A 23,547-nucleotide genomic window follows, 5' to 3' on the forward strand; every position below is an offset into this window, starting at 1 on the left:
GGGCATTCAAGAGCCATCGGGCGAGGGGATTATCTCGTCGGTCGGCCATCTTATAGGAACCCATCCTCCCATATCGGCTTTTTCACCGTGTTGATCTTGACCAGGCGGCGCACGGTCAACTTGCGGTATTCCGACCCCCAAATTTGAACGACCCTCAGGACCATATAGTCTGCCCGATCACAGCGCTGGCAACGGAACCGGCCTGCCAGCCGGTCGAGGCTGACGTTCGGCGTCAGCTTCAAAAGGTCGCGCGGAAAAAAGCGGTAAGTTCTTTTGCAAAATTGGCAGGTGACTTCCAGCAGCTGGCCGGCCTCGTCCGCATCGCTCAGACTCCAGCCACGCAACTTTTTGGAATAGTTCATTTCCGGCATTGTTCAGTCTCGGTCGTATCTCGGCCGCCACCCCCCGCGTGATCCCTCGACCCATCGCGCCTTCTGTCAAAACCAGCTGCCAACGAAGATGGCGGATGTCATTCAGGAGGGTTCCGATCGCTGCTTGCGCATATCCGTGCTCCATACTCAAGCTTTCAGATTGGCGGCCGCCTCGCCGATGTTCCCATTATGTTCTCGGTCGCCCTGGAGTCAATAATCAATCTTGGTCAATTGCTTTTTAAGTTGTTGCTGATGAACTGCGGGCATGACTAAGCCGCCTCGCAAGTCTGCCAAGCCGCTGCTCGGTGACACCGAAGCGCCGCTCCGTAGCCGGCCGCGCCGGCGCCGCGACTCTGCCCAACCGCAACTTCCCTTCGATCCCATGCCGGAACGCATTGAGCCGTGCCTGGCGCTGCCGAAGCAACGGCCGCCGAAGGGGCCGCAGTGGACGTTCGAAATTAAATGGGATGGCTATCGGCTTGCCGTCCACATCGAACCATCAGGCGTGCGCATCCTGACGCGGGGCGGCCATGACTGGACCGATCGCTTCCCCGCAATCGCGGCCGAGGCGAAGCGCCTGCCGATCTCCACCGCGATATTGGATGGCGAGGCCGTCGTGCTCAACGCGCAAGGCCGGTCCGATTTCGGCATGCTTCAGCAGTCTCTCGGCGGGCGAGGTGGCGCAAGACAGTCTCGCGAGGCAATCCTGATGGCGTTCGACCTGCTCTATTTCGACGGCCACGACATAAGAGCGACTGAACTCAGCTCGCGGCGCCATCTCCTCGAGGACCTGGTGCCGCCCGGCGGCGAGGAAGCGATCAGGCTGTCGGAAGAGATTGAAGCGGATGGCGAAACGCTTCTGCGCATCGCCTGCAATCATGGTCTTGAAGGCATCATCGCCAAAGATTGCGCCAGCCCGTATCGCAGCGGTCGGCTCGGCGATTGGCTGAAGATCAAATGTGTCCAGAGCGGCAGCTTTGTGATCGTCGGTTATGAAAAGTCGACTGCGTCGTTCGGCGGAATAGGCCGGCTGCTGCTCGCTGCGCGGAAAGGAAACGATCTCGTCTATGTCGGCGGCGTCGGAACCGGGTTCAACGAACGTTCCGCCGGCGACCTGCGGGAGCAGATGGACAAGCTGATCATCGGCAAGTCCGCTGTTGATACCGGAAGAAAGCGCAGCGCGGTCTTTGTCAATCCAAAGCTTGTTGTCGAGATCGAATATCGAGCCTGGACGCACGACGGGAAGCTGCGGCATGCGAGCTACAAGGGGCTACGGGATCCGGCTGACCGAGCATCGATCCATGAGATCGAGTGAGCGAAAGCCTTTTGGCGCACCGCCGCATCTCACACTCGGGCAGGTCCGTGACGCTCCCGGTGCGAGCCACCACTATTATCGCGGGGGCGTTGGCTGCTTAGCTAATCGTTCCAACCTGCGTTTCTCGGCCAGCTTCTGCATAAGGCTTGACTCGTTGGACGTGGCGAAATGTTTCTTGATGAACTCTCCGTAACGAGCGTCGGAGCCGAAAACGAAACTTCGTGCATTGGCGACAACCTGCCGGTTGACGCGAGCAACAAGCTGTGTGGGGCTTTCACCTGTAATCTGCGCGAGGGTTTTTTCATCTCGCACTGCGATGAAAAGCTTAGTCGGGCTCAGAGGAACCATTATCGAGACGTCGCGATCGCTAATGGCCCCGTTGATTATAACCGGTCGATCCGACGTAAGGAGAATATGCTTTGAGTCTGTGACATTGGCGACATTCCAACTCATCGAGTTCAGCCGCCTTCCGATGCCTTTGTGATCTATCAGGTCACGGTGCCACTTCAGTCGAGCTTTTTCTCGGAACTCGGAACGGTTTTGCTCCCACCATTCTTCGGCGGTGCTCGGCATTTCGGGCTCCCGATATTGATAATATCTGTCCTGCATTGTCTGAGATAGGTTGGTCCAATCGTCATCAACTAACCTTGCCAGTTCTGCAACATCTTCGGGGTGTCGCAGCAACATACCCATCATGAAGCGTGACCATCCACTTCTCTGCCTTTGCGTCCAGTCTATCTTGACCCTGCTGGCTAACATCAATCTCGATGCTTCGGCTGCGTGCGTATCGGCAGGCATCATAAACGATGCCTCTAAGCTCACGGCCGACCCATCGTCACTGTCATAGAGGAACTTCTTATATCCGGTTCCTTTCGGCGCGGTCAGGCGCGGCAAGACACCATTGTACCGCTTCTTGAACTCTGTGACCTTCCCGGTATGCGGGTCTGCCCAATTTTCCAGATAAAACACCGGGACAAAATGATGGTCGTGAGAAGGGTTATTGGACAGGGCCATTGCATTTTTTCTGCAACATGAACTGAGCGTTGGTGTTCAATCGTTGCTCTTCTTTGCAACCGATGAACCGACGATAGCACCTACGACACCTGTCACCGCATGCCCGAGGGCATTAGCCAACGCTGCCATCCATTGGGTGTCGCCGACCCAAATTCCGACGAATGTGGATATCAAAACGGTCAGCAGAAGCAGGACGAGTGCGATCAGGGCAAATATTGAAACGCTGCTTTCAGGATTGAAAGCGAGATGGCCGTTCTTCCAAAGCGGAATCATCGCTGTATTCGGCTTCGGAGGCTGACGTTGGAATTGCTGCGCTTCTTGTTCAGCTCTTGCAGAAAGAGGCCCCGCCGGAGCCTCCTCAACTTCGAATTCAATATCGTCGCTCATTGATTGCCCTTGACGCGGATCATGGGGGCGAAATGATTTTTTATCAGATCCAGAGGAATATCCACGCCTCGCATACCGGGATTCTCCTTCCGGGTGACATCCCAGGGACTGCCATCCCTGTGGGTCATGTCGGACAATTGGGCGCCCGTGTACTTGCCGTAGTTCTTCATGACAAAGTCGAGGACTTTGTTCAAAGCTCGGTCCTCTGTCGGCATCGGCACCGGGGTCCAAGTGCCTTGTTCCCAATCTACCTCAGTCGCTAAAGACGTGATCGGCTGTCCACCATAAGCTTTGAACTCTTGATAGATTTCAGGCACGACAGGCCCATACTCCCACGCCTCGAAGGTGTGGTCGATGAGGGGCTTTCCCGTAGCGGCAACATAGTAGCCACATACGTAATAAAGAAGCTTTTGAAGCTTCAGATGGGTGATTTTCTGGCCATCCTCACCAGCCTTGTTGAGGATGGCGTTTGCGATTGCCTTTGCAGAATACGGCACAACGCACCTCCTTCATTCAAACGCTTGACATCTAGATAAGCGATTCACGTGTAATATGCCAATTTTAACATTGACTCCTTGGAAAAGAGTTGTGCTGCTCCCGTTAACAGGTGAGTCGATGCCCCATTTTTCTTGCACGGACTTCGCAAGGCAGGTCGAACTCGCCTCGCCAGATCCCCAAGCGTTCAGATTTTGCTGCCCCTTGTTCGTCAGCAAAAGCGCCGTGGCTGTAGCGGATCCAATCGACGGCATTGCCAGTGCGAACGAGCCAGGCGTTGACGTTCTGGCCGTCTGCGCGGAAGCAGTTGGCGACGACGCGGTGATAGCGATCGACGTCGATCTGCTCGCAGCGCGTCGGGCGCGACGCCGCCAGGAAGTTATCCAGTGCGAAAGCCGCCGCGGCGCCGCACCGATATTCCGCGCCATCCGCACGCCGGCACTTCTGCCAACTCTCCGGCGCGTCGATGCCGTTCAGCCTAATTCGCGTGTCGTTGATATCGATCGTGTCGCCGTCAACAACGGACGCCCGGCCGGTGATCTCCTCTCCGCAGACAGCGGAAGACGATGCGAGAACGATGATGATCGCGAAAGCGCCAATTTTCATAGATCGGGTTTCCTGTACTGCTACTGTTGGGCGACTAAGTCGAAGGCCAAGCTGTTCAGTGCTTGCCTGCTGGCGCGCTCGATTTTATGAACTCCGGAAGTGTGCTCGGGGGGAAATCATGAAAAACAATCTATTGCTTGTGCCGGTTGGCGCCCTGCTTTTGGCGCTTCTGCCGCTGCCATACGGCTGTTACATCTTGCTTCGATGGCTTGTCGCTGGTTTTTCGCTCCATCTCGCTTATAGGTACTCCGGAAACGCAGCGAAGATGACAGGATGGGCTCTCGCCTTTCTCTTGGTCGCGGTACTGTGGAACCCGGTAGTGCCGATTTTCCTCGATAGGGGGAGCTGGTTTGTTCTCGACCTCGTCGCCGCAGGGATGTTCTGGTATGCGTGGCATGACAGCGCCCGGTTATTGGCAGCAGCGACAAAGACCGAAACGAATGCAGATTGACCGCGCGAGCTTCATTGATCATCGCACGCTACTGACCCGTCATCCCTTCCTGACGCCGTAGATCCGGAAGCGCCCGGAAGTGATATTGCCGCTGCCCGTAAAGAACCGGATGCTGTCGGCTGCCTGGCTGATGACGCCGCCGATGCCACAATAGACTCCGTCGCCGGAACTATTAGTGAAGAATGCATTTTGTTCGAAATGGCGTCTTGTTGGGGCTCTGTGCATCGTCATGCTCGCGCACAGGGCGGAATTCGTCGCAAGCATGTTCGTGGAGGCAACGACGAACTGCGCCGCGCCTGTGACCTGCGCTCCATTGGCGCCGGAAACTAGAGAGACGACCGACGCATAGTTATAACCGGACGTCAGCCAGTTCGCGCCGCCGTCGATCGACATGCGCATGGATAGGACCGCTGCCGTGCTCGGCGACACGTCGGTCAGCTCGATGAAATACAGATCGAAAGCGCTGGACAACACATTCGGGAAATCGACCGCAGCAACCGGCGTCGAAACGATCGTTTCCGCTAGAAGCTCCATACCGAGCTTGCCAAGATCGGTGTTCCGGTTCGCCAGCTTCAGCGTCCGGTCGGCGGTCAGCGCCGAAGCGTCGAAAAGCTGATAGACGGCCACTGACGGCGCCCGCAGCCGGAACGTCGCCGCGGCGAACCATGCATTCGTGATCGTCCGGGCCGTCGTGAATATGCTATTGATCAGATCGGCGAGCGTGTAGCCCTTCAGGCTGAAACTGTCGGCGCTGTCCAAAAGCGGCATCTTGTCCGCATCGGCCAGCGCGTTCTTCGTCGTCGCCGCATTCAGCACGCCGGGCAGCGACGTGGTCAGCGTCGTCGAGAAATTGGCGATGCTAAGTTTGGCGTCGAGCGAAGATTGCAGATTGACGACCGTCGAAATGGCCTGCGTGCCGGTGTGGTTGGCGCGATCGAACACGTCAGCCATGTGGTTGTTCGGATCGTAGACGAAGGCAGACATGGCGCCGGAAATCGACGCGATCGAGAACAGCAGCTGCCAGGTCGTCGGGCTCAAATCCGGCCGGTTGGCGTTCGTGCTGTCGTGCACCACCAGCGCCCGGTAGAAATTGCTGTTGTAGACCACGCCGTCGGCCGCCAGATAGTGCTGACCGCTGGCCCACGCGCCCCGCAGCGTGAACCCGACGTTCAGCGAGGGCGAAAGGCTCTCTACCGTGACGATCCCGTTCTTCAGCTGCCCGTCGGAGCGCCGGACGTCCTGCAGGCCCGTGATCGCGGCATTGAGTGACGTCGAGACGTTCGCGAGCTCGTTATCGAGCTGCGGGGCCGGCAACGGCTTCTCCGGATTGGCCGTCTGCCAGCCGGAAAACGAATAGCTCGGTGTGTAAGGGTTCGGATTTGCCATCGGAATACCTGTGCCTTATCGATTGGTGCCGCCGCGGCTTTGCCAGGAAATCAGCGTGGGGAGCTTCGCCATTACCGTTTGTCTCCGCTTCCAGACCGCGGCGCGTTGGCGCCAGCGCTGATCACCGCCGGCGCGATTGACGGCGCATGAGCCTGGTTTTGCGCGCGGGTGAACAGATCGGCCAGAGAGCGGATCTGTTCCGGATCGGTGCTCATCAGGTAGTCGCTGATGCGCCCGGCAACCTGGTCATTCATACCCGTCGCAGCTCGCGTGAACGTATTCAGCGCCCGGCCGCCTAGCATGCTTGCGGCACGGATGGGGTGTCCGGTCATCAGCGCTATGATCGCGCTGCCCGCATCACCGACGGCCTCGCCATCGGCGAAGTTCTCGTAAGTGCTCGAGCCGCCGGTGATCGTCCGCGCGGCGCGGGCCATGTCCTGCTCGCGGCCGAGCCGATCGCCGAACAACGCCCGGACGACCGGATCGTCGACAAGCGTGTCCATGCGGCCCTGCATGTCCGGCGTGTTGAAAATTCGCGTCCGGTCGCGGCCGAGATCGGGTTTGTCGATCTTCTGCGTCAGCTCGCGGGCCGCGCCCGTCTTCGCCAGATCGCGCTGGCCTTCGTTCAGCGCGCCATAGGCGGCCCGCGCCTCGTCGGCGTTGCCTGCCGTGACGAGATCGCGACCGGTCTGCACGGCCTCGAGCGCGGCCGAGTTGTCGGAATAATTGGCGAGCGCTTCCCGATAGCCCGGCACGTCGTTCGCCAGCTGCTCGCGCAGGGCGTTACGCGTCTCCTTGATGGCTTCGGCCGCCGTCGTGTCGCCGGAATTGTACAACTGGTTCACGCGGGCATCGAGCTCGCGCTTGATGAAATCCCATCCGCGTGCCGTCGGGATGCGGACGTTCGAATTGACGGTTTCCGTGCGCGTCATCGGGTTGCCGGCCGCGTCTACCAGCCCGGTCGGAACCTCCTGCGTCTGCGGGTTAGGGCTCGGCACTTCGGTAAACAGATCGGTGATCGGCATCTGCCGTTCTGCCGCCGTCCGCTCGAGCACGGGCAACGCCTCGCGCACCGACTGGCGGCCGAGCATGTCCGTGTAGAACTGGCCTTGCGGTGCCGGGTTGGCGTAGGCCGCGTCATAGCGCGGCTGTGCGGCGGCCTGCCTGGCGGCAATAATCGACCGTTCGGTCTGGAAGGCGTTGTCTCCCTGGCCGAGCGCGTCGGTGACGATCGTGCGCATACGGCCCGCTTGGCCTTCCTGGCGGTTGGTTAGGTCATCGACGATGCCGTTGCGCGCTTCGCCCGGCGTTTTTGCGGCCATAGCGACCAGACGCTGCGAGTTGCGGCCCGCTGCGTCGACGGCACGGTATTCGTTCTGCCCGGCGGCCTGCGCCTCTTCGACGGCCGATGCGAGCATTTCCGGCGTCTGATTGTCCTGCATGAGGCGGCGCGCCGTGAGCGTATCGCCACGCTCGTCCGGATTGCGGTTGAATATCGGCGCGACGCGGCCGAAGATCGCGCGGACCAGATCGGTAGCGGGCACGGCCGCTGCGCCGAGCGCTGCGCCGATCGGAAGATTTTCGATAGCCTGGTTGGTGCGATTTTGCATCCCGCCGTCAGCCCCGAACAGGCCGGAGATACCACCGTAAGCGGCCCCTTCGCCGGCGCCGGCGATCATGCGCGGGATAATGTTGCGCAGACCGTTGTTCGCCATGCGACCGACGACCGTGACGCCGTTCTTCGCCAAGCTGATGCCGGAACCAAGGCCACCGACGATCTCCGTAGCGACACTGCCGATCGGGTGCTCTTCGCGCTGGCGCGCGAGCTCCTGGCGCTGCAGTTCCTGCGCGCGAGAAAAACTATCCGTGAAGTCGCCGCCCATCAGCTTGTTGGCGCCGCCGACAATCAACGACGTCAGTTCATCAGCGCCACCGAACAGATAACCCTGGCCGAGCGGTGCTTCCTTGCGAAGAATGTTGTCGACTAGGCTATCGGCGTTGTTGCCGCGCGTCTTCAGCGCGTCCATCGTGACCGCCGTGTCGCGACCTGTCGGATCATCAGCGGGGCGTGTCGTGTTGATCTCCGGGTGATCGGAGATATACGACCGGTCCTTGCCGTGGATGATCTCGCCGGGCGGTGGGGCCGGCTGGACATAGTCCGATGCCGGCGCTGGCGCGGCGTATTTCGCCCACGGACCTGCCGCCGGAGCGGTGCGGAACCCGGCCCACGGGTCGTTGCCTGCAGCGGCGGGCGCGGCGTACTTCGTCCACGGGCCCTGCGTCGAGGCTGTCGCCGGCGCAGTGCGGAATACTGCCCACTGATCTTCGGCCATCATAACCTCACTGCAGCGAATGTTCGTTGTTATCGGAAGCAGACCAGGCACGCTGGACGCCGATAGCGCGGACCAGCGGATCGCCACGCCGTGCAATTTCCCGCCGGCAGATGGCCGCACCGAGATCGCAGCGCAAAAGCGCGACATAGCACTGCTTATCGTATCTGAGTGGATCGTCCGCGGGGCCGGTCACCAGCGCTATCGCAGCGGTCATTCCGATGTTCATCAGCTCTCGGGCGACCCATTCGCCCGCAGCCTCGGCGATGAGCGGCGTTACTCGCAGCATGATGGCGCCCAGTTCTTCCACCTGTTCGGGTAAATCGGCTTTGGGTTCAGCCGCCGCCGCTTGCAGAACGGCATCGAGCCCGCCGAATGCATTTTCGATTGGATCACAGCCGCCGGCTATCCGTGAGAAGCGGCAACGTGCTTCGGTAAGGTAAGAGAAGTAATCAAACAGGCTCATGACGCAGCCCCCGCACCCGATTTCAGAGACGCGATCACGTTGGCCTGCCGGCTGCTGGCGCTCTCGGCGAGTTCGTCCTCGATGCACAAATTATGAAGCGCGTTCTGGAGCCAACGAAGACGAAGGCGATGTTCGCGGCCGAGATAGGACGGCTGCGCCTTACGCCTTTCTTTGGACAAAGCCCACCAGTCGACGAACTTCTCGGCCGACGTAAGGCCGACGGTCATGCGTCGCTGGTTCTCGTCCGAAAAGAATGGCAGGAGCGCGTCGCGTGCCAGCTGCAGACGGGCGCGCAGCCGGTTAGCCTGCTGGCGGGAGATCGGAAGCAAGTCGCGCCGACGGATCTGCTCGCTCAAAATCGAGAGCGCGTTTGAGCCGTGATAGCAGACGTCATCGTCGCGCGTGACGAAGGTCAGCTCGTCATCGATCCTGTCGACGCAATAATCTCGCTCGCTTTCTTCGCGGCTCGGCCCGGCAGCCGGAACGGGCGGGCAGGTGTCTTCGAAGAAGGTTTCTTCGGCCCTGGCTTGCGGGACGGCTATTGGCGGCGGAGTGAGCAGTTTTTGCATGGAAACCCGACAAAACGGACGACAAAGCCAACACAAATTCTGTGATTGGGTTGAGGTCGTTGAACGTTCTCTCAAGATCTGAGAGAGGCGATGCGGGTTTCCGAGTTCCCGCCCATGTCGGATGAATGGAAGCTACGCTTTTTGGGGAGTTTTTTCAAGTAAAATAATAGGTTGAACGTGAGGGTCGGACAGAATTTCCGAAAGTTCCGGCCGGGCGAATTTTTGTGTGGGCGTCGGCCGCCGCTTCGGTTGGCGCCGGCGGAGTATAGCCAGGGGTCGGGTGCCGGGGTGGTGGCGTAAGACTATTTGTAGGCTAGTAGTGCGATGTCGGAAGACACGAATACGCAAAGGCATACAAAGCATTTTGTTCGATTGTATTTCAACGTCGTAGTTAAAACGCGCCTGACAGACACGGATATATTGTTGACTTAACGAACCACCCATATGACTATCCCCTCGTCGAAACCAAACCGAGGAAACAAAAAATGCGCGCATCTTCTAACGAGGCTAAAACTCTTATCGACTTCGATGTCTTTCGCGACGCGTACCACCGCGGCGAAAAGGTCAATTACCAATCGCCAGACGGCACATGCGAGATCCGGCCTCTCTACGGCCTGGAGATGTCATCTATCAGCCAATTGCAGTTGGCCCTGAAATACACTCACGCTCTTCTTCAATCGACCGAAACTGGCGACAGGGAGGGCATTGCGGAATGGCAAGATGAGCTCGAAGTGCTGGGTCTCCACACCGACAACCCGTCCGTAAGAAAGATCTGCGAAGGCGTCATCGGCGCGGTGCTGAGCCGGTAGCTTTTTGAGTACACCTTAAGAGAACTGGCTAATCCGGTTCGCTTCGGGGCTCTTTCGAGCTCCAAAGCGAACCGGTTTCGTATGAATACCCAAAACGAACCGAGGCCAAAATGGACACTCGTATTTATCTTCGTGCATCCACTTCCGAACAGGACGCGACACGTGCCGAAAATGAGCTGCGGAAATTCGCCGATGAACGCGGTTTGAAAATCGTTGGCACGTACACCGAAAACCAATCGGGCGCTAAGTTCGCCCGGCCCGAGCTCTTTCGGCTGCTGCGAGACAGCAACGCCGGCGACGTCATGCTAATTGAACAGGTCGATCGTCTATCGCGCTTGGCAACGGAAGATTGGGGCAAACTCAAAACCGAGATCGATCGACGGCGCGTACGTGTGGTCAGCCTCGATCTACCGACGAGCCATCAGGCTATCGCGGCTGACGAATTCACCAGCCGAATGTATTCCGCGCTTAACGCGATGATGCTGGACGTGCTCGCGGCTGTCGCCGCCAAGGACTATACCGACCGGCGCCGCCGTCAGGCGCAGGGTATCGAAAAAGCGAAACAGGCGGGTCGGTATACCGGTAGACCTGAAGACAAAAAGCGCAACGAGGCAATTCTGAAGATGCTGACGGCCGGCCAGAGTTGGTCGAACATCATTGCTGCGACTGGCTGCTCGCGATCGACGCTTAGTCGATTGGTGCGCCGGCAAAAGGGGACTTTAGTCAAATGAAGATATTCCACGGAAGCGGCCCTCAACTAACCGGCCGAAGGAGACCTTTTTCGTCACGACGCTTCATCAGAAGCAGCTTATCCCACTCAGAAAAATCTTTGTATCGAGGCGGATTGGCGACGTCATACCAACATCCGTTAGCAGTGAGATGCAACTTAACAGCCAGATCTGCGGGGTCATCGCCAAAGACGCATCCAGACAGTTCGCAGGCCTGAAAGTTGTTCTCCCAAAGCATAAAGTCTAAGTCGTCGAGATGGAGAATTTGGCATCGGTCAAATGTGCAGCGGCTGAAGGTTGCATGATCGGCGTCGATCTTGGAAAGTACAATCCTAGCCTTTTCCACGAAGAATGCATCTTTTGAGATCACCGAGAACGCTTCTCGCGTGAGGACCCCACCGGTGTAGTTTTGCTGGCGGAAGCCGGCTACGCCCGGCCATTTCAGTTCGCTGTCGTCCGTTTTGAAATGTGCATGAATCGTTGAAGTGATGCCAAGCTGGGTTCCGTTAACCAAGGCGCGACGGGCCGCAACAACAGCTCTGCTTTGATGCATTTCTCCTTCAGCAATGTAAAAATCGGCGATCAGATCCATAGCTTGGATCGCATAGCGGCGCTTGTCGTCGTTGAGCAAAATTTCCAGTGACGAGATGCCCGCGAGGCTATGACTTGTCTTGCTGTTCTCGCCTATTAGTTTCGCGCCTTCCTGCAGCAACTTAGCGTAATTCGCATCGTCATTTGCGTCATTCTGGCGTCGTTGCTGATCGGCCTGTCGCGATGTCACCATGCCGCGCCAAGCCACCGTGCAGAAGGTGACTAGCGCCAAGAGCAATCCCCCGAACGGCATGACGATTTCGGTCCTGGTTTTCATAGTGGCTAAGTCGCCGCTGTTGAACACCCATGCCGCAGCTATAACTCCTAACGATAAACCGATTACAACCAAACAGATCGCGAGCACGTACCAGTGCTTTTCTGAAATCTGCGGCCATTCCTCGACCGGCCGATTTTCCACCTGCTAACTCCGCTATGCATAGTTCGAAACCGGAAACTAGCACGTCCACGATGGGCTGGATGACACGTTAAACGTTCATCCACAGAGGAAGAGACGTCTCAGTCCACTCTAGGCACCGCGACAGATCGAATTCGAAACGACGTTGCTGTCTAGGCAAGGATGTCACTATCGTCATCTGTTTCCAGGTTTTCATCAAACGCGCCTTGTTCCAGCGCTTCGGCGTTGGCCCTGGCCGCTGCCAATGCTGCCGCCAACTCCTTCGCCGTCATCTCGTAGGGCTCTTTCTCACGGTCTTTTTCGTCCGTTTCATAGAGGCCCCCCACTCGAAACAAGTGGCCGACGAGCTGGACGCGCGAGGTAGGTGGCATCTTGGGATCACGCACGAGCTTGAGCATGTCCCTGCAGATTTGTGGAAGCTCTGCCAAAACCTCGTCACGGGCTTCCTGCATTTTTTGCTCACGATTTATCGTTTTCATTAGCCGAATATTCCTCTGTTGCCTGTTAGGTTGATTTCGAGAGCGGCAGCGCGCCGGCGCGCGGCGGCAAGTTCCCTCTCCAGTTCGTCCAGTTCGGGGTTTGACGGGGGCTTCGCCGACGCCTCGGTCGAAGCCTTAAAAGCCGCCGCGTCCTGCCGCTCTTTGCGTTTCCTGGCGCGATCCGCTTTCGATCCCGGATGATGGCTCTTTTGCCAGACGTCGTATTTCTGTCGCTCTTCGGCAGAGGCTTTAGCAAGCTTGCGTTCTCGGCGTTTCGAGCTCCGCTGAATAGCCGCCAGTTTTCGATTGAGCTTGCGCTCGCCGCCGGGGCCGTCGGCCGGCCATACGGGCTTATGCCAACCGTCGCCCGATGGCGTGCGCCCGCCGTGGCACCAACACTTGCCGTTCGTCATCGCCAGATTTCCACAGCGCTCACGCGATACCTTCGCAATGGCGGTGCATTTGGGCAGCTTATACCGGATGGCGTGGAAAGCCTTGATCGCCTCGCTTCCGATCTGTCGAAACCGGGCGGACTTTTGCCAGGACGTCAGATTGACGGCTCGCGATCTCCTTTTGCGCTTTGCCATCAGCAGACGTCTCCTGCGGTCTTTCCGAGGAAAAGGCCTATGAGGTATCGCGAGATCATCGGTGAAAAGTGTCTGCCGTCATCGGACAATTTGTCCGGCTTACAGATGGCCTTCCTGTTTCCTGGTTTTTCAATCCGGCTTAAATTTCCCATGCTGACCCCCGGGGGACGCCGCTTGTCGGCGCCAGCGTTCCCCGTAGGGGCGACAAGCGCGACAAGCCGATAAGCATTGATTTTGTTGGGTTTTTTTTGAGCTTGTCGCTTGATTTCCAGCGACAAGCGCGACAAGCAAGTCGATTTTGACATTAAGTTATTGATTTTATATCGCTTTTTGCTTGTCGCCGACAAGCTAGCGATAAGAGCGACAAGCTTCATGATTGCTCACCCGCGGCAAGCGAAATCCGTTCGATAAACCACGGTGCGGTTTTGGAAGGAGATCTTTTTGACGCCCTAATCAGGACAGGTTGCCCGTCCAGTAAGATTTCGCAGCCGGCCCCCGCGAGAGCGGCTGTTATCTCTCCAGTCACTGATGCTCGTTTTTCCGCTCTGATAACCCCCGTTTCCCGCATTCGGACCCCCATCCCTTCCCAGAGGCCAGGCAACTGCATTTCGGTATGCTCGCCCATGAACTCGGCGGCGATGCGAGCGATCGCTTCCGCCTTAGCCTTGTCGACGTTCGTGATCTTCTTGTTCGCCGCAAGCGTTTCGACATTCACGATGTCGAGCACCGGCGCGAAGTCGCCGGACGCCAGCAGCGCCTGTCGCGGGTTCTCGTCGAAGAGCGCTGCCGCCGCAGCCGGCTTGGCGCCCGAGCCGTTGCCGACGGGCACGCTGACGCGCCGGAACACGATCGGTGCGGTTGGCTTTCTATCGTGGCTGGTCTTCGCGTAGTCGAGGCGGATCAAACCATCGGCCGGAGACACGCCCCATCCCGTTTCATCATCGGCGCCCGTGACATTAACAAGCGTGAAAGCCGATCGGACCTTGCCCACGGCAGCAAAGCCGCCACGGCCGGCCCCCATGTCGCCCTTGTTCTGGCGCGTCTGTTTGCTCGTATGGTGGACGACGGCGATAGAGCAGCGCGCGCCGGCGGCGATGATTGCCAGTTCCTGCAGCAACACATCCTGGTCATCGTTGTTGTTTTCGTGGCTGCCGGCCGATAGGCTGATTTGAGTGTCGAGAACCGCCAGCACGATATCGTGCGCTCGGATTACCTGCTCGAGAAGGTCCGCGCCGGCAGCGCGCTTCAATATCGAACGGTCGCTGTCACGCTGCACGATGGTCAGCTTTTGGCCGTCGACGCCGGACCATAGAATTATAGGATGTTGGGTGTCCTCGACGCCAAAATGCCGTTGCGCAGCGGCCAGGCGCCGTTCCATCTCGTCGAGACGGTCTTCGGCGTTGTAGACGAGCACGGCGCCGGTCTTGTGCAGCCGTTCGGGGCTGATGGGTTTGCCGAGCTCGTCTTTGCCGCGCAGGATATCCTCGCGCCCGCTGGCGATCGCTAGGGCATCGCGCAACATGAGCGTGGATTTCGAAACGCCGGGTTCGCCGACGCACTGCGCGACGTCACCACAGGGCAAGCGAGGGCTGACGATCCATTCACGGACGGGAATGCCTTTCGCATCGATGCGGCTGCTTACGAACTTGAGGTTCGGTCCGCTGCGATCGGGTCGCCCCGGCGCTGGTCGCATATCGAAAATGTCAGACGTGTCGACGTCGCTGCTTTCCGCCGGCAGCGTGTAGAGCGGATCGACCTTGCGCATTTCGTAAAGGAGCGTGCGGTCCGAAAGGTTGTTCGGCGGCGACGATGAATAATGATCCCACCGGGCTTCAGCGGTTGTCTCGTCGTGCTTGGCGCTCTTTTCGCTCCAGCTTAGGAAAGCTTCCAACCCGGATGCATCGCCATGAGACGCGTCATAAAATATCATTCCGATCCGGTTCCACTCATCCCAACCAAGATCATTGTTCGGAATGAGTTTCGCAGCGTCGAGAAGAGCCGTTTCGCTCCAGGCCTTTTCCGTCTTGAACCCGGTCGCCGACGACGCCGCGGAGGTAACAGGCGTTTGCAGCCCACGATCGACGAGCGCCGCCTGCAACGCTTCGGCTGCGACGTCGAGATCGATTTCCGCGAAATCGTCTTCCGCGACGATCTTGCACATACGGGCCGAAGTCGTTTTCGTGTGCCAGCTGCCGGGCCAGCGCATTGGATGCACTAGCGGCGCGGCGCTCTTGTCGGCGTCGACCAGCATGGCCGCGGCTCGCCGCACGGCCTTGAGCTTTCGTAGTTCATCGGGCCGTGTTGCAGGATATGTAAGGCGCCAATGGGCGTGGATCTTGTTTTCCTGGCGCCCGTCCTGCGAGGTCCAAACGCCGCCCGAGTGGATCGTGATCGTGGGCTGGCCCAACACCGCAACCAGTTCGCGTAAGGTAGCGTCGGGCCGCGCGTCGATCTCAACCGAGAGAACCGGGCAGCAAGAGACATTTGCCTCGTCTGCGCGGGTTTCGCTCCTGAACAGGGCGATTGGCGGCGCGAATACTGCGCTCTGTTCGGCCGGCCGCCGGGCGACTTTCGCGGCAGCCTCTGCAGCGCGTTCCGCAAGGCTGGCGTCAAAGGGCGCCCACTCGTTGATGACACAGGTGTTGGCGCGGTTGTGTTCGAACGCCCGGAACGCGACGCTGCCGGGCTCGAAAGCACAATGCTTGAATGCGAGTGCAAGGAAGCGTTGGATTTGACCTAGATCTGCTTTCAGCTCGGCCGGCTGATGTATATGGGCAGGCTTGGCAGGATCGGGCGCCAGCTCTTTGATCGGTTTGTTCTTCATGCCGAGCAGGTCGCCTAGGGCTATGCTACTGCCCCTAGATTGATCTTTCGGCGGCGCGTCTATATGTTGATGTTGCATGACTTCCTTTCGAGCCGGCGGCGTATTCCAGTACGCGCCGGCTTAATTCTGAAACGAACTCGCTTGCTGCTTGTCGGGATTAGGTTCGTTGTCGAAGTCATTCCGCGTGTGATCGCCGCGGCGATGTCTGGCAGGCCACCGCGGTAAAGTGGCCGACGCTCACTTACGCCATGATGCCTTTGCCAGCCGCGGCAACCGTCAGGGGCTGCTCGATCGCACGGGAAAGAAGTGCATCAGCGTCCACTCGACGAATCAAAGTGCGGCCGCCAACCTTGGCCGGCTTGAGCTCGCCACTCCGGAAAAGCCGGTAAATCTGCGCACGGGATACGGCTAAATATTCTGTCGCCTGGTTTATGGTGAGTGCTGCTGGCGTAATCGACGACATCTGGGGTCTCCTGTCAGGTGAATATGCGGAGAACCTACTTGAAGCACAGTGGCATAGGAAGATAATGGGGATATTATTAAGCAATTACAGTGACATACAGGTGACATACACAGTGCCCTACCTCATAGGCCAACCCGTTGGAGTATCTTGATTTTTCCGAGAGAGATCACTTTTTGTTACAGATCAGCGGCCCGCTAGGGCTGTTTTGGCATTAGGGTGATCGTTAGGGCGCGCGATTTTGCAGCCAAGAAATAGGAGTATTTTCAGAGGCTTATCGGGAAAATATGGCGGAGAGGGTGGGATTTGAACCCACGATACCCTTGCAGGTATGCCGCATTTCGAGTGCGGTGCATTCGACCACTCTGCCACCTCTCCGCGGTCTGGTCGGCGCTTGTTCGGCGCGGGCGTTCTCATAACGGGCCTATGACAGGTTGGCAAGCCGAAAAGTCGAAGCATTCCATCCTTTTGCCTTGACACTTTTTTGTCACTCGCGTATCTCGGCTGCGCACTAGGTTCGGAGTAATCCGTGCCTTAGCCGTCCCGCGCTCGCGCGGGGCTTCACCGGCAGGACGAATTCGAGGATTAGCCTCTGAAATCCCTGCTTAACCTAGACTGATAAAAAGACGGCCGCCCTGCTGAAACAGCGGGGAGAGCTGGAACGAACATGAAAGGATAAAAAATGTTCGCAGTCATCAAGACCGGCGGTAAACAGTACCGTGTGGCAGCCAACGACGTGCTGACCATCGAAAAGCTGGAAGCCACCGCTGGCGATTCCATTGAATTCACCGAAGTGCTCGTGATCGGCGAAGGCGCCGACGCTGCGATCGGTGCGCCCTTCGTCACCGGCGCCTCTGTCAAGGCAGAAGTCGTCGAACAGAACCGCGGCAAGAAGGTCATCGCCTTCAAGAAGCGCCGCCGTCAGAATTCGAAGCGTTCGCGCGGCCATCGTCAGCATCACACGGTCGTCCGTATCACGGACATCGTGGCTGCCAAGTAAGATCAACGGGACAGGGTTTAAAGGAGAACTCCAATGGCACACAAAAAAGCTGGCGGTTCATCGCGCAACGGTCGCGATTCCGAATCCAAGCGCCTTGGCGTGAAGAAGTTCGGCGGCGAAGCCGTCATCGCAGGCAACATCATCGTGCGTCAGCGCGGCACTGAGTGGCATCCGGGTTCCAACGTCGGCCTCGGCAAGGATCACACGATTTTTGCACTTACCGCCGGCAATGTGAACTACCGAACGAAGGCCAACGGTCGCGTCTACGTGTCTGTCATGCCGAAAGCGGAAGCAGCGGAATAAGCCGGTAGTGCTCAAAAACAGCCGGCGTCTCATCGACCCGGCTGTCCGTATCAGGTTCAGTCCAGAAAACAGGGGAGATGGGGCGCCATCTCCCCTTTTTCTTTGTCCAAACAGGAGGACTGAACATGCAAGGCGAATTGTTAAGGGTTGACCAATCACGGTCGCCCCGGGAAGGCCAGGTGTCTTCCGAAGAACGGCTGAGGCCGGAGCGGTTAAGGACCGATTGCCCTGTCTTGTTATCGGAAAGGCTCGTCATGCGCGCGCCTCACGAAGAAGACATTGACGCCCTTGCCCATCTCGCCAACAACGCCAAAGTCGCCACCATGGTATCGCGTATGCCGCACCCTTATACCGCCGATGATGCTGCCGACTTCGTGCGTCGCACGAAAAAAGGCGAGATTGGCAAGTGCGTCTATTCGATCACCAAAGCCGAAAACGGCGCCTTTATCGGCTGCTGCGGTGTGGAGCCGCATGCCGACGGCAAAACCGTCGAGATCGGTTACTGGCTGGGCGAACCCTATTGGAACAAGGGCTATACGACCGAGGCCTGCCATGCCCTGGTCGATATGGTGTTCAGAACCCGCCAGGATGTCGACCAGATCGACGCCCGCTGCCGGGTGATGAACGTCGCCTCGCGCCGCGTCATCCAGAAGTGCGGTTTCCAGTTCCAGGGATCGGGCCTCGCCGCCTCGCTGGCGCTCGGCAGCAACGTGCCGGTGGAATGGTACAGGCTCGACCGCAAGACCTGGATGTCGCTCAGAAGCTGGGGGAACATCGCATGAGCACGACCGCGCTGCAAAGGCCGGAAACCAAGGCGATGATACCGGGCCCCGCGCCTGTCATCTCGACCGCCCGGCTGACGCTCCGCCCCCACAGGCTGAGTGATGCGCCAGCGATTGCGGAATCGCTTTCCGATTTCGCCGTCACGCGCATGCTGTCCCGCGTGCCCGCGCCGTTCGACCGGCAGGATGCGCTGGACTGGCTGGTCCCGGTCACCTCGGGCGCCCTGCCGGATTGGCCGCTGGCGATCACCGGCAAGGACGATGTCCATATCGGCAACGTCTCGATCGAGCTCCGCCACGGCCGCTGGCACCTCGGCTATTGGCTGAACCGCTACTACTGGCGGCGCGGCTATATGAGCGAGGCGGTGGCCGGAATTGTCGAGCGCTTTTCGCGCCGCATGCCGGAGACGCCGATCCATTCCGGCGTCTTCGCCGACAATCCGGCATCGCTCAGATTGCAGGAGAAGCTCGGTTTCCGCATGGTGGGCTGCGGCGAAATCTATTGTTTCGCCCGCAACACCATGGTCTCGCACATCGAAACCGTGCTGCAGCCGGGCATGCTGCAGCCGCGCAAGGTGGCGTAACAGAGCATGATGCCGAAAAGTGTGAGCGGTTTTCGGACAACATCATGCTCATACCTAGAAAGGAGACGCCGCCGCTCGCGGCGGCGTCTCCGTCAATTTTCGATCTCGACCCATAGCGGGAAATGATCGGAGCCGACGGATTGCGTATCGATCCGGGCGGATTGCAACCGGCTCACAAGGCCGCAACTGACGAAGCAATAATCGAGATGCATGCGTTCGCCGTGATCTTCGGGATTCATCCAGCTGTAGCTGCCCGGCCCATAGGCTTCGAGCGCCGCAAAGGCGTCGACCGGCGTGCCGATCCTCGCGACCCGGCCGTAATATCCACCGCCGGCGCCGGCAAGCGCGCAATATTCCGGCGATTCCGGCTCCATGTTGAAATCCCCCATGATGACGTAATCCTCCGGCAGCGGCGGCTCGGGCAGATCGAATTCGCTGCCCCCCGTCATCGACCCGCCCTCTTGGACGAAAGCGTTGATATGCGCGTTCAAAAATTGCAGCTGGCGGACGCGCTCGTCGGGAGAGACATGGTCGAGATGAACGGAATAGACGCGGATCGCCCCGCCCGGTACCGCGATCACCGCCTCGGTCGCGCCGCGCTGCAGGTTGATCTTGCCGATCGTGCGGCTGCGCGGCAGAAGCAGCGTCCGGGTCGAAAGGATCGGCCAGCGCGACAGCACCATATTGCCGAACTGGAAGCGGGTGCCCCGCACCGGCTGACGGCCGCCGCCATCAGCCTCGACATGGATATCGCAAGCCGGCCCATACACCCAGAAATAGTCGGGAAAACAGGCTGCAAGGTCGGCCGCCATGTCGGCAAAACCGTTGCGCGAGAAGCCGCGGGTCACCTCCTGCAGCGCGATGACATCGGCGCCCTCGAGGCTCCGGGCAATGCGCGCGAGATCGTATCTGCCGTCGAGACCGAAGCCGTACTGTATGTTATAGCTCGCAAAATTCACGATAATCTTTGACCTCCGTCGGAACCGCCTATATCGAATGGGCCAAGACGGGCCGTCCAACTGCCACCGGATACTGGAAGTAAAATGAAATTTCTCGACGAAGCAAAGGTCTATATCCGATCCGGAGACGGCGGCGGGGGCAGCGTTTCCTTCCGGCGCGAGAAATTCATCGAGTTCGGCGGCCCCGATGGCGGTGATGGCGGACGCGGCGGCGACGTCTGGGTCGAGACCGTCAACGGCCTCAATACGCTGATCGATTTCCGTTTTCAGCAGCATTTCAAGGCGACGATCGGCACCCATGGCATGGGCAGGAACCGCACCGGCGCCAATGGCAGCGACGTGACGCTGAAGGTTCCCGTGGGAACCCAGATCTTCGAGGAAGATCGGGAAACGCTGATCTGCGATCTCACCGTCGAAGGCCAGCGTTATTGCCTCGCCCATGGCGGCAATGGCGGCTTCGGCAACGCTCATTTCAAGACCTCGACCAACCAGGCGCCAGATTGGGCCAATCCGGGCCTGCCCGGCGAGGAAAAGACCCTCTGGCTGCGGCTGAAGCTGATTGCCGATGCCGGCCTCGTCGGCATGCCCAATGCCGGCAAGTCGACCTTCCTGGCATCGGTCACCCGCGCCCGACCGAAGATCGCCAACTACCCCTTCACCACGCTGCATCCCAATCTCGGCGTCGCCACCATCGACGAACGGGAATTCATCCTTGCCGACATTCCCGGCCTGATCGAAGGCGCCCATGAGGGTGTTGGCATCGGCGACCGGTTCCTCGGCCATGTCGAGCGCACCCGCGTGCTGCTGCACCTCGTCTCCGCCCAGGAGGAAAAGGTCGGCAAAGCCTATAAGACGGTCAAACACGAGCTCGAAGCCTATGGCAACCAGCTGACGGACAAGCCGGAGATCGTGGCGCTGTCGCAGATCGACGTGCTCGACGAGGCCGAACTGAAAAAGAAGACCAAGGAATTGGCCAAGGCCTGCGGCAAGACGCCGTTCCAGATTTCGGCCGTCACCGGCAAGGGCATGACCGAGGTGCTGCGCGCGCTGCGCGACATCATCGTCGAGGAAAATGCCGAGGAAAAGCCGGCTAAGGTGCCGAAGCAGCGTCACCGCGACATTGTTGTCGCCGATGAGGGCGAGGACGTTGGCGAGGATGGGGCCGATGACCAGCCGTAAGCCGCTTGGACGCTACCGCCGCATCGTCATCAAGATCGGCTCGGCGCTGCTGGTCGACCGCAAGGCCGGCTTGAAGAAGGCATGGCTCGACGCCATGTGCGCCGATATTGCCGGCCTGAAAGCCAAAGGCATCGATGTGCTCGTCGTGTCCTCCGGCGCCATCGCGCTCGGCCGCTCGGTGCTCGACCTGCCCTCCGGCGCGTTGAAATTGGAGGAAAGCCAGGCCGCCGCCGCCGTCGGCCAGATCGCCCTCGCCCGCGCCTGGTCGGAAAGTCTGTCGCGCGGCGAGATCGTCGCCGGCCAGATCCTGCTGACGCTCGGCGACACCGAGGAGCGCCGCCGCTATCTCAACGCGCGCGCCACCATCAATCAGCTTCTGAAAATCGGCGCCGTGCCGATCATCAACGAGAACGACACGGTCGCCACCAGCGAAATCCGCTATGGCGACAATGATCGCCTGGCCGCCCGCGTTGCGACGATGACCGGCGCCGACCTGCTCGTCCTTCTCTCCGATATCGACGGGCTCTACACCGCACCGCCGCATCTCGACCCGAACGCGACATTCCTGGAGACGATTTCCGAAATTACCCCGGAGATCGAAGCGATGGCAGGGGGCGCGGCCTCCGAACTCTCGCGCGGCGGCATGCGCACCAAGATCGATGCCGGCAAGATCGCGACGACATCGGGCTGCGCCATGATCATCGCCTCGGGGAAGACCGACAGCCCGCTGTCGGCGATCGAAAGCGGCGCGCGTTCCTCCTGGTTCGCGCCGTCCGGCACGCCGGTCACCGCCCGCAAGACCTGGATCGCCGGACAGCTGCAGCCGGCCGGCGAATTGCGTGTCGATGACGGTGCCGTCACTGCCCTCGGGGCCGGCAAGAGCCTGCTTCCCGCCGGTGTGCGCGGCGTTTCCGGCCTGTTCAGCCGTGGTGATACGGTGGCGATCGTCGGTCCTGAAGGGCGCGAGATCGCCCGCGGCCTTGTCAGCTACGATGCCGAGGACGCCCGGCGGATTGCCGGCCGCAAGTCGGCGGAGATCGAGGCGATTCTCGGTTATCCCGGCCGCGCCGCCATGGTCCATCGCGACGACATGGTGATGACCGCGCAGATCGGATCGAAATCGGAAAGGCAGAAGAAGGACGCGGCCCATGCTTGATACCGTTGCGCTAAGCCCCGAGATTGACGCGCTGATGAACGACATCGGCCGCAAGGCAAAGGCTGCCGCACGACCGCTGAGCTTTGCGTCCACCGAGGTCAAGAACAGGGCGTTGAACGCCATGGCCGATGCGATCCTGGCGAACAAGGTTGAGATTCTTGCCGAGAATGCCAAGGACCTGAAAGACACCGAAGGCAGCGAGATGCTCGCCTCCTTTGTCGACCGGCTGACATTGAACGACAAGCGCGTCGCCGAGATGGCCGAGGGAATCCGCGCCATCGCCGCCCTTGCCGACCCGGTCGGCGAAGTCATCGCCGCCTGGGACCGGCCGAACCGGTTGAAGATCGAGCGCGTCCGCACGCCGCTCGGCGTTATCGGCGTCATCTTCGAAAGCCGGCCGAACGTCACGGCCGATGCCGGCGCCCTCTGCCTCAAGGCGGGCAATGCCGTCATCCTGCGCTGCGGCTCGGATTCGCGCCGTTCATCGCAGGCGATCCATGCCTGCCTTGTCGAAGGTCTGAAGGCGGCAGGGCTTCCAGAGCATGCTATCCAACTCATCCCGGTCACCGACCGCGCCGCGGTCGGCGCCATGCTGCGCGGCCTGGATGGGGCGGTCGACGTCATCGTGCCGCGCGGCGGCAAGAGCCTGGTCGCCCGCGTGCAGAGCGAGGCCCGCGTGCCGGTCTTTGCCCATCTCGAAGGCCTTTGCCATATCTATGTCGATGGCTCGGCCGATATCGAGATGGCCAAGCAGATCGTCGTCAATGCCAAGATGCGCCGGACAGGTATCTGCGGCGCGGCTGAAACCCTGCTCGTCGATGGTGCCGCGATCGGCACGCATCTGACGCCGCTGCTCGAGGTGCTCACCAGTGCCGGCTGCGAGGTCCGCGCTTCGCCAACGGTGCTGAAGGTCGCGCCCGGCCTGAAGCCCGCGACCGAAGACGATTGGTCGACCGAATATCTCGACGCGATCATTTCGGTCGCCGTCGTCGACGGCATATCGGGCGCGATCGCCCATATCCAGAAATATTCCTCGAACCATACCGAGGCCGTGATCGCCGAGGATCCCGACGTCGTCGCGCGGTTCTTCACCGAGGTCGATTCGGCGATCCTGCTGCACAATGCCTCGACGCAGTTCGCCGATGGCGGCGAGTTCGGCATGGGCGCGGAAATCGGCATTGCCACCGGTAAGATGCATGCCCGCGGCCCGGTCGGCGTCGAACAGCTCACCTCCTTCAAATATCGGGTGCACGGCGCCGGACAGACGCGGCCCTGACGTGACGGCGGAGAGTGTGGACCGG

General features: G+C 59.8%; 27 protein-coding genes and 1 tRNA gene. 11 read left to right on the top strand and 17 right to left on the bottom strand.

Features of this window, described 5'->3' with window-relative positions:
• Positions 1-50: 50 nt before the first annotated feature.
• The gene (locus CO657_RS19790; RefSeq protein ID WP_054182321.1) at positions 51-371 is read right to left on the bottom strand and encodes a hypothetical protein; all 321 of its coding nucleotides are present in this window, start codon (positions 369-371) and stop codon (positions 51-53) included.
• A gap of 265 nt (positions 372-636) precedes the next feature.
• Here CO657_RS19790 and ligD point away from each other — a divergent pair, with 265 nt between their 5' ends.
• Complete coding sequence (gene ligD / locus CO657_RS19795) at positions 637-1,686, top strand: non-homologous end-joining DNA ligase (protein ID WP_054182320.1); 1,050 nt, start codon at positions 637-639, stop codon at positions 1,684-1,686.
• 75 nt (positions 1,687-1,761) lie between these two features.
• Here ligD and CO657_RS19800 read toward each other — a convergent pair whose 3' ends face one another.
• The 4 genes from CO657_RS19800 to CO657_RS19815 form a co-directional block, all read right to left on the bottom strand.
• Entirely contained in the window at positions 1,762-2,700 is a 939-nt protein-coding gene (locus CO657_RS19800; RefSeq protein WP_054182319.1) for a DUF4238 domain-containing protein, read from the bottom strand.
• Positions 2,701-2,736: 36 nt separating this feature from the next.
• The gene (locus CO657_RS19805; protein ID WP_054182318.1) at positions 2,737-3,087 is read right to left on the bottom strand and encodes a hypothetical protein; all 351 of its coding nucleotides are present in this window, start codon (positions 3,085-3,087) and stop codon (positions 2,737-2,739) included.
• Positions 3,084-3,584: a Panacea domain-containing protein gene (locus CO657_RS19810; protein WP_054182317.1), complete on the bottom strand. Its 501-nt coding sequence runs from the start codon at positions 3,582-3,584 to the stop codon at positions 3,084-3,086. Before CO657_RS19810 ends, CO657_RS19805 begins: the two co-directional genes overlap by 4 nt.
• A gap of 103 nt (positions 3,585-3,687) precedes the next feature.
• Positions 3,688-4,188 carry a thermonuclease family protein gene (locus CO657_RS19815; RefSeq protein WP_054182316.1) on the bottom strand — a complete coding sequence of 167 codons (501 nt, stop codon included), beginning with the start codon at positions 4,186-4,188 and terminating at the stop codon, positions 3,688-3,690.
• Between the two features lie 118 nt (positions 4,189-4,306).
• Here CO657_RS19815 and CO657_RS19820 point away from each other — a divergent pair, with 118 nt between their 5' ends.
• Positions 4,307-4,639 carry a DUF6804 family protein gene (locus CO657_RS19820; protein WP_054182315.1) on the top strand — a complete coding sequence of 111 codons (333 nt, stop codon included), beginning with the start codon at positions 4,307-4,309 and terminating at the stop codon, positions 4,637-4,639.
• A 39-nt stretch (positions 4,640-4,678) separates the two neighbouring features.
• On the opposite strand, the gene CO657_RS19825 is transcribed toward CO657_RS19820, so the two are convergent.
• The 4 genes from CO657_RS19825 to CO657_RS19840 all read right to left on the bottom strand — a co-directional run bounded on the left by CO657_RS19825 (position 4,679) and on the right by CO657_RS19840 (position 9,390).
• Positions 4,679-5,953, bottom strand: a complete 1,275-nt coding sequence (locus CO657_RS19825; RefSeq protein WP_128715570.1) for a hypothetical protein — start codon at positions 5,951-5,953, stop codon at positions 4,679-4,681.
• A 143-nt stretch (positions 5,954-6,096) separates the two neighbouring features.
• The gene (locus tag CO657_RS19830) at positions 6,097-8,358 is read right to left on the bottom strand and encodes a hypothetical protein (RefSeq protein ID WP_054182313.1); all 2,262 of its coding nucleotides are present in this window, start codon (positions 8,356-8,358) and stop codon (positions 6,097-6,099) included.
• Positions 8,359-8,365: 7 nt separating this feature from the next.
• Complete coding sequence (locus CO657_RS19835; RefSeq protein WP_054182312.1) at positions 8,366-8,821, bottom strand: hypothetical protein; 456 nt, start codon at positions 8,819-8,821, stop codon at positions 8,366-8,368.
• Positions 8,818-9,390, bottom strand: a complete 573-nt coding sequence (locus CO657_RS19840) for a hypothetical protein (RefSeq protein WP_054182311.1) — start codon at positions 9,388-9,390, stop codon at positions 8,818-8,820. Before CO657_RS19840 ends, CO657_RS19835 begins: the two co-directional genes overlap by 4 nt.
• Before the next feature lie 485 nt (positions 9,391-9,875).
• Between CO657_RS19840 and CO657_RS19845 the strand changes: the two genes are divergently transcribed.
• Positions 9,876-10,199 (top strand): hypothetical protein, encoded by a 324-nt coding sequence (locus CO657_RS19845; protein WP_054182310.1) that lies wholly within the window; start codon positions 9,876-9,878, stop codon positions 10,197-10,199.
• Positions 10,200-10,309: 110 nt separating this feature from the next.
• Positions 10,310-10,930: a recombinase family protein gene (locus CO657_RS19850; protein WP_054182309.1), complete on the top strand. Its 621-nt coding sequence runs from the start codon at positions 10,310-10,312 to the stop codon at positions 10,928-10,930.
• A gap of 22 nt (positions 10,931-10,952) precedes the next feature.
• Here CO657_RS19850 and CO657_RS19855 read toward each other — a convergent pair whose 3' ends face one another.
• The 7 genes from CO657_RS19855 to CO657_RS19885 form a co-directional block, all read right to left on the bottom strand.
• Positions 10,953-11,936 carry a hypothetical protein gene (locus CO657_RS19855; RefSeq protein ID WP_054182308.1) on the bottom strand — a complete coding sequence of 328 codons (984 nt, stop codon included), beginning with the start codon at positions 11,934-11,936 and terminating at the stop codon, positions 10,953-10,955.
• Positions 11,937-12,085: 149 nt separating this feature from the next.
• The gene (locus tag CO657_RS19860) at positions 12,086-12,412 is read right to left on the bottom strand and encodes a hypothetical protein (RefSeq protein WP_054182307.1); all 327 of its coding nucleotides are present in this window, start codon (positions 12,410-12,412) and stop codon (positions 12,086-12,088) included.
• Complete coding sequence (locus CO657_RS19865; RefSeq protein WP_054182306.1) at positions 12,412-12,999, bottom strand: hypothetical protein; 588 nt, start codon at positions 12,997-12,999, stop codon at positions 12,412-12,414. Before CO657_RS19865 ends, CO657_RS19860 begins: the two co-directional genes overlap by 1 nt.
• Positions 12,999-13,373: a hypothetical protein gene (locus CO657_RS19870; protein WP_054182305.1), complete on the bottom strand. Its 375-nt coding sequence runs from the start codon at positions 13,371-13,373 to the stop codon at positions 12,999-13,001. Before CO657_RS19870 ends, CO657_RS19865 begins: the two co-directional genes overlap by 1 nt.
• The gene (locus CO657_RS19875) at positions 13,370-15,823 is read right to left on the bottom strand and encodes an AAA family ATPase (RefSeq protein ID WP_054182304.1); all 2,454 of its coding nucleotides are present in this window, start codon (positions 15,821-15,823) and stop codon (positions 13,370-13,372) included. The genes CO657_RS19870 and CO657_RS19875 overlap by 4 nt, the downstream gene beginning before the upstream one ends.
• Before the next feature lie 241 nt (positions 15,824-16,064).
• On the bottom strand, positions 16,065-16,286 hold the full coding sequence (locus CO657_RS19880; protein ID WP_054182303.1) for a helix-turn-helix domain-containing protein: 222 nt from the start codon (positions 16,284-16,286) through the stop codon (positions 16,065-16,067).
• A gap of 285 nt (positions 16,287-16,571) precedes the next feature.
• A tRNA-Ser gene (locus CO657_RS19885) sits at positions 16,572-16,661 on the bottom strand.
• A gap of 304 nt (positions 16,662-16,965) precedes the next feature.
• Here CO657_RS19885 and rplU point away from each other — a divergent pair.
• The 4 genes from rplU to CO657_RS19905 all read left to right on the top strand — a co-directional run bounded on the left by rplU (position 16,966) and on the right by CO657_RS19905 (position 18,952).
• Entirely contained in the window at positions 16,966-17,283 is a 318-nt protein-coding gene (gene rplU / locus CO657_RS19890; protein ID WP_003543907.1) for a 50S ribosomal protein L21, read from the top strand.
• Positions 17,284-17,316: 33 nt separating this feature from the next.
• Positions 17,317-17,586: a 50S ribosomal protein L27 gene (gene rpmA / locus CO657_RS19895; RefSeq protein WP_054182302.1), complete on the top strand. Its 270-nt coding sequence runs from the start codon at positions 17,317-17,319 to the stop codon at positions 17,584-17,586.
• Between the two features lie 125 nt (positions 17,587-17,711).
• Positions 17,712-18,368, top strand: coding sequence for a GNAT family N-acetyltransferase (locus CO657_RS19900; protein WP_003589606.1), 657 nt, complete (start codon positions 17,712-17,714; stop codon positions 18,366-18,368).
• A complete protein-coding gene (locus tag CO657_RS19905) occupies positions 18,365-18,952 on the top strand; it encodes a GNAT family N-acetyltransferase (protein WP_054182301.1) in 588 nt (195 codons plus the stop codon). The genes CO657_RS19900 and CO657_RS19905 overlap by 4 nt, the downstream gene beginning before the upstream one ends.
• 92 nt (positions 18,953-19,044) lie before the next feature.
• Here the strand turns inward: CO657_RS19905 and CO657_RS19910 are convergent, their stop codons facing one another.
• Positions 19,045-19,911 (bottom strand): endonuclease/exonuclease/phosphatase family protein, encoded by an 867-nt coding sequence (locus CO657_RS19910; protein ID WP_054182300.1) that lies wholly within the window; start codon positions 19,909-19,911, stop codon positions 19,045-19,047.
• 84 nt (positions 19,912-19,995) lie between these two features.
• Between CO657_RS19910 and obgE the strand changes: the two genes are divergently transcribed.
• Genes obgE through CO657_RS19925 form a run of 3 tightly spaced genes read left to right on the top strand, consistent with a single transcriptional unit; the run spans position 19,996 to position 23,522 of the window.
• On the top strand, positions 19,996-21,090 hold the full coding sequence (gene obgE / locus CO657_RS19915) for a GTPase ObgE (protein ID WP_054182299.1): 1,095 nt from the start codon (positions 19,996-19,998) through the stop codon (positions 21,088-21,090).
• Complete coding sequence (gene proB, locus CO657_RS19920; protein ID WP_003589601.1) at positions 21,077-22,246, top strand: glutamate 5-kinase; 1,170 nt, start codon at positions 21,077-21,079, stop codon at positions 22,244-22,246. The genes obgE and proB overlap by 14 nt, the downstream gene beginning before the upstream one ends.
• A complete protein-coding gene (locus tag CO657_RS19925) occupies positions 22,239-23,522 on the top strand; it encodes a glutamate-5-semialdehyde dehydrogenase (RefSeq protein WP_054182298.1) in 1,284 nt (427 codons plus the stop codon). Before proB ends, CO657_RS19925 begins: the two co-directional genes overlap by 8 nt.
• Positions 23,523-23,547: the final 25 nt, after the last annotated feature.

The organism is Rhizobium acidisoli (assembly GCF_002531755.2).
Classification (GTDB): Bacteria; Pseudomonadota; Alphaproteobacteria; order Rhizobiales; family Rhizobiaceae; genus Rhizobium; species Rhizobium acidisoli.

Coding starts and splice junctions, on each gene's coding strand:
- proB (WP_003589601.1), top strand. CDS start 21,077: ATGACCAGCCGTAAGCCGCTTGGACGCTACCGCCGCATCGTCATCAAG.
- CO657_RS19820 (WP_054182315.1), top strand. CDS start 4,307: ATGAAAAACAATCTATTGCTTGTGCCGGTTGGCGCCCTGCTTTTGGCG.
- obgE (WP_054182299.1), top strand. CDS start 19,996: ATGAAATTTCTCGACGAAGCAAAGGTCTATATCCGATCCGGAGACGGC.
- CO657_RS19805 (WP_054182318.1), bottom strand. CDS start 3,087: ATGAGCGACGATATTGAATTCGAAGTTGAGGAGGCTCCGGCGGGGCCT.
- CO657_RS19880 (WP_054182303.1), bottom strand. CDS start 16,286: ATGTCGTCGATTACGCCAGCAGCACTCACCATAAACCAGGCGACAGAA.
- ligD (WP_054182320.1), top strand. CDS start 637: ATGACTAAGCCGCCTCGCAAGTCTGCCAAGCCGCTGCTCGGTGACACC.
- CO657_RS19800 (WP_054182319.1), bottom strand. CDS start 2,700: ATGGCCCTGTCCAATAACCCTTCTCACGACCATCATTTTGTCCCGGTG.
- CO657_RS19860 (WP_054182307.1), bottom strand. CDS start 12,412: ATGAAAACGATAAATCGTGAGCAAAAAATGCAGGAAGCCCGTGACGAG.
- CO657_RS19870 (WP_054182305.1), bottom strand. CDS start 13,373: ATGAAGCTTGTCGCTCTTATCGCTAGCTTGTCGGCGACAAGCAAAAAG.
- rpmA (WP_054182302.1), top strand. CDS start 17,317: ATGGCACACAAAAAAGCTGGCGGTTCATCGCGCAACGGTCGCGATTCC.
- CO657_RS19790 (WP_054182321.1), bottom strand. CDS start 371: ATGCCGGAAATGAACTATTCCAAAAAGTTGCGTGGCTGGAGTCTGAGC.
- CO657_RS19835 (WP_054182312.1), bottom strand. CDS start 8,821: ATGAGCCTGTTTGATTACTTCTCTTACCTTACCGAAGCACGTTGCCGC.
- CO657_RS19845 (WP_054182310.1), top strand. CDS start 9,876: ATGCGCGCATCTTCTAACGAGGCTAAAACTCTTATCGACTTCGATGTC.
- CO657_RS19840 (WP_054182311.1), bottom strand. CDS start 9,390: ATGCAAAAACTGCTCACTCCGCCGCCAATAGCCGTCCCGCAAGCCAGG.
- CO657_RS19905 (WP_054182301.1), top strand. CDS start 18,365: ATGAGCACGACCGCGCTGCAAAGGCCGGAAACCAAGGCGATGATACCG.
- CO657_RS19815 (WP_054182316.1), bottom strand. CDS start 4,188: ATGAAAATTGGCGCTTTCGCGATCATCATCGTTCTCGCATCGTCTTCC.
- CO657_RS19865 (WP_054182306.1), bottom strand. CDS start 12,999: ATGGCAAAGCGCAAAAGGAGATCGCGAGCCGTCAATCTGACGTCCTGG.
- CO657_RS19900 (WP_003589606.1), top strand. CDS start 17,712: ATGCAAGGCGAATTGTTAAGGGTTGACCAATCACGGTCGCCCCGGGAA.
- CO657_RS19850 (WP_054182309.1), top strand. CDS start 10,310: ATGGACACTCGTATTTATCTTCGTGCATCCACTTCCGAACAGGACGCG.
- CO657_RS19875 (WP_054182304.1), bottom strand. CDS start 15,823: ATGAAGAACAAACCGATCAAAGAGCTGGCGCCCGATCCTGCCAAGCCT.
- CO657_RS19830 (WP_054182313.1), bottom strand. CDS start 8,358: ATGGCCGAAGATCAGTGGGCAGTATTCCGCACTGCGCCGGCGACAGCC.
- CO657_RS19925 (WP_054182298.1), top strand. CDS start 22,239: ATGCTTGATACCGTTGCGCTAAGCCCCGAGATTGACGCGCTGATGAAC.
- rplU (WP_003543907.1), top strand. CDS start 16,966: ATGTTCGCAGTCATCAAGACCGGCGGTAAACAGTACCGTGTGGCAGCC.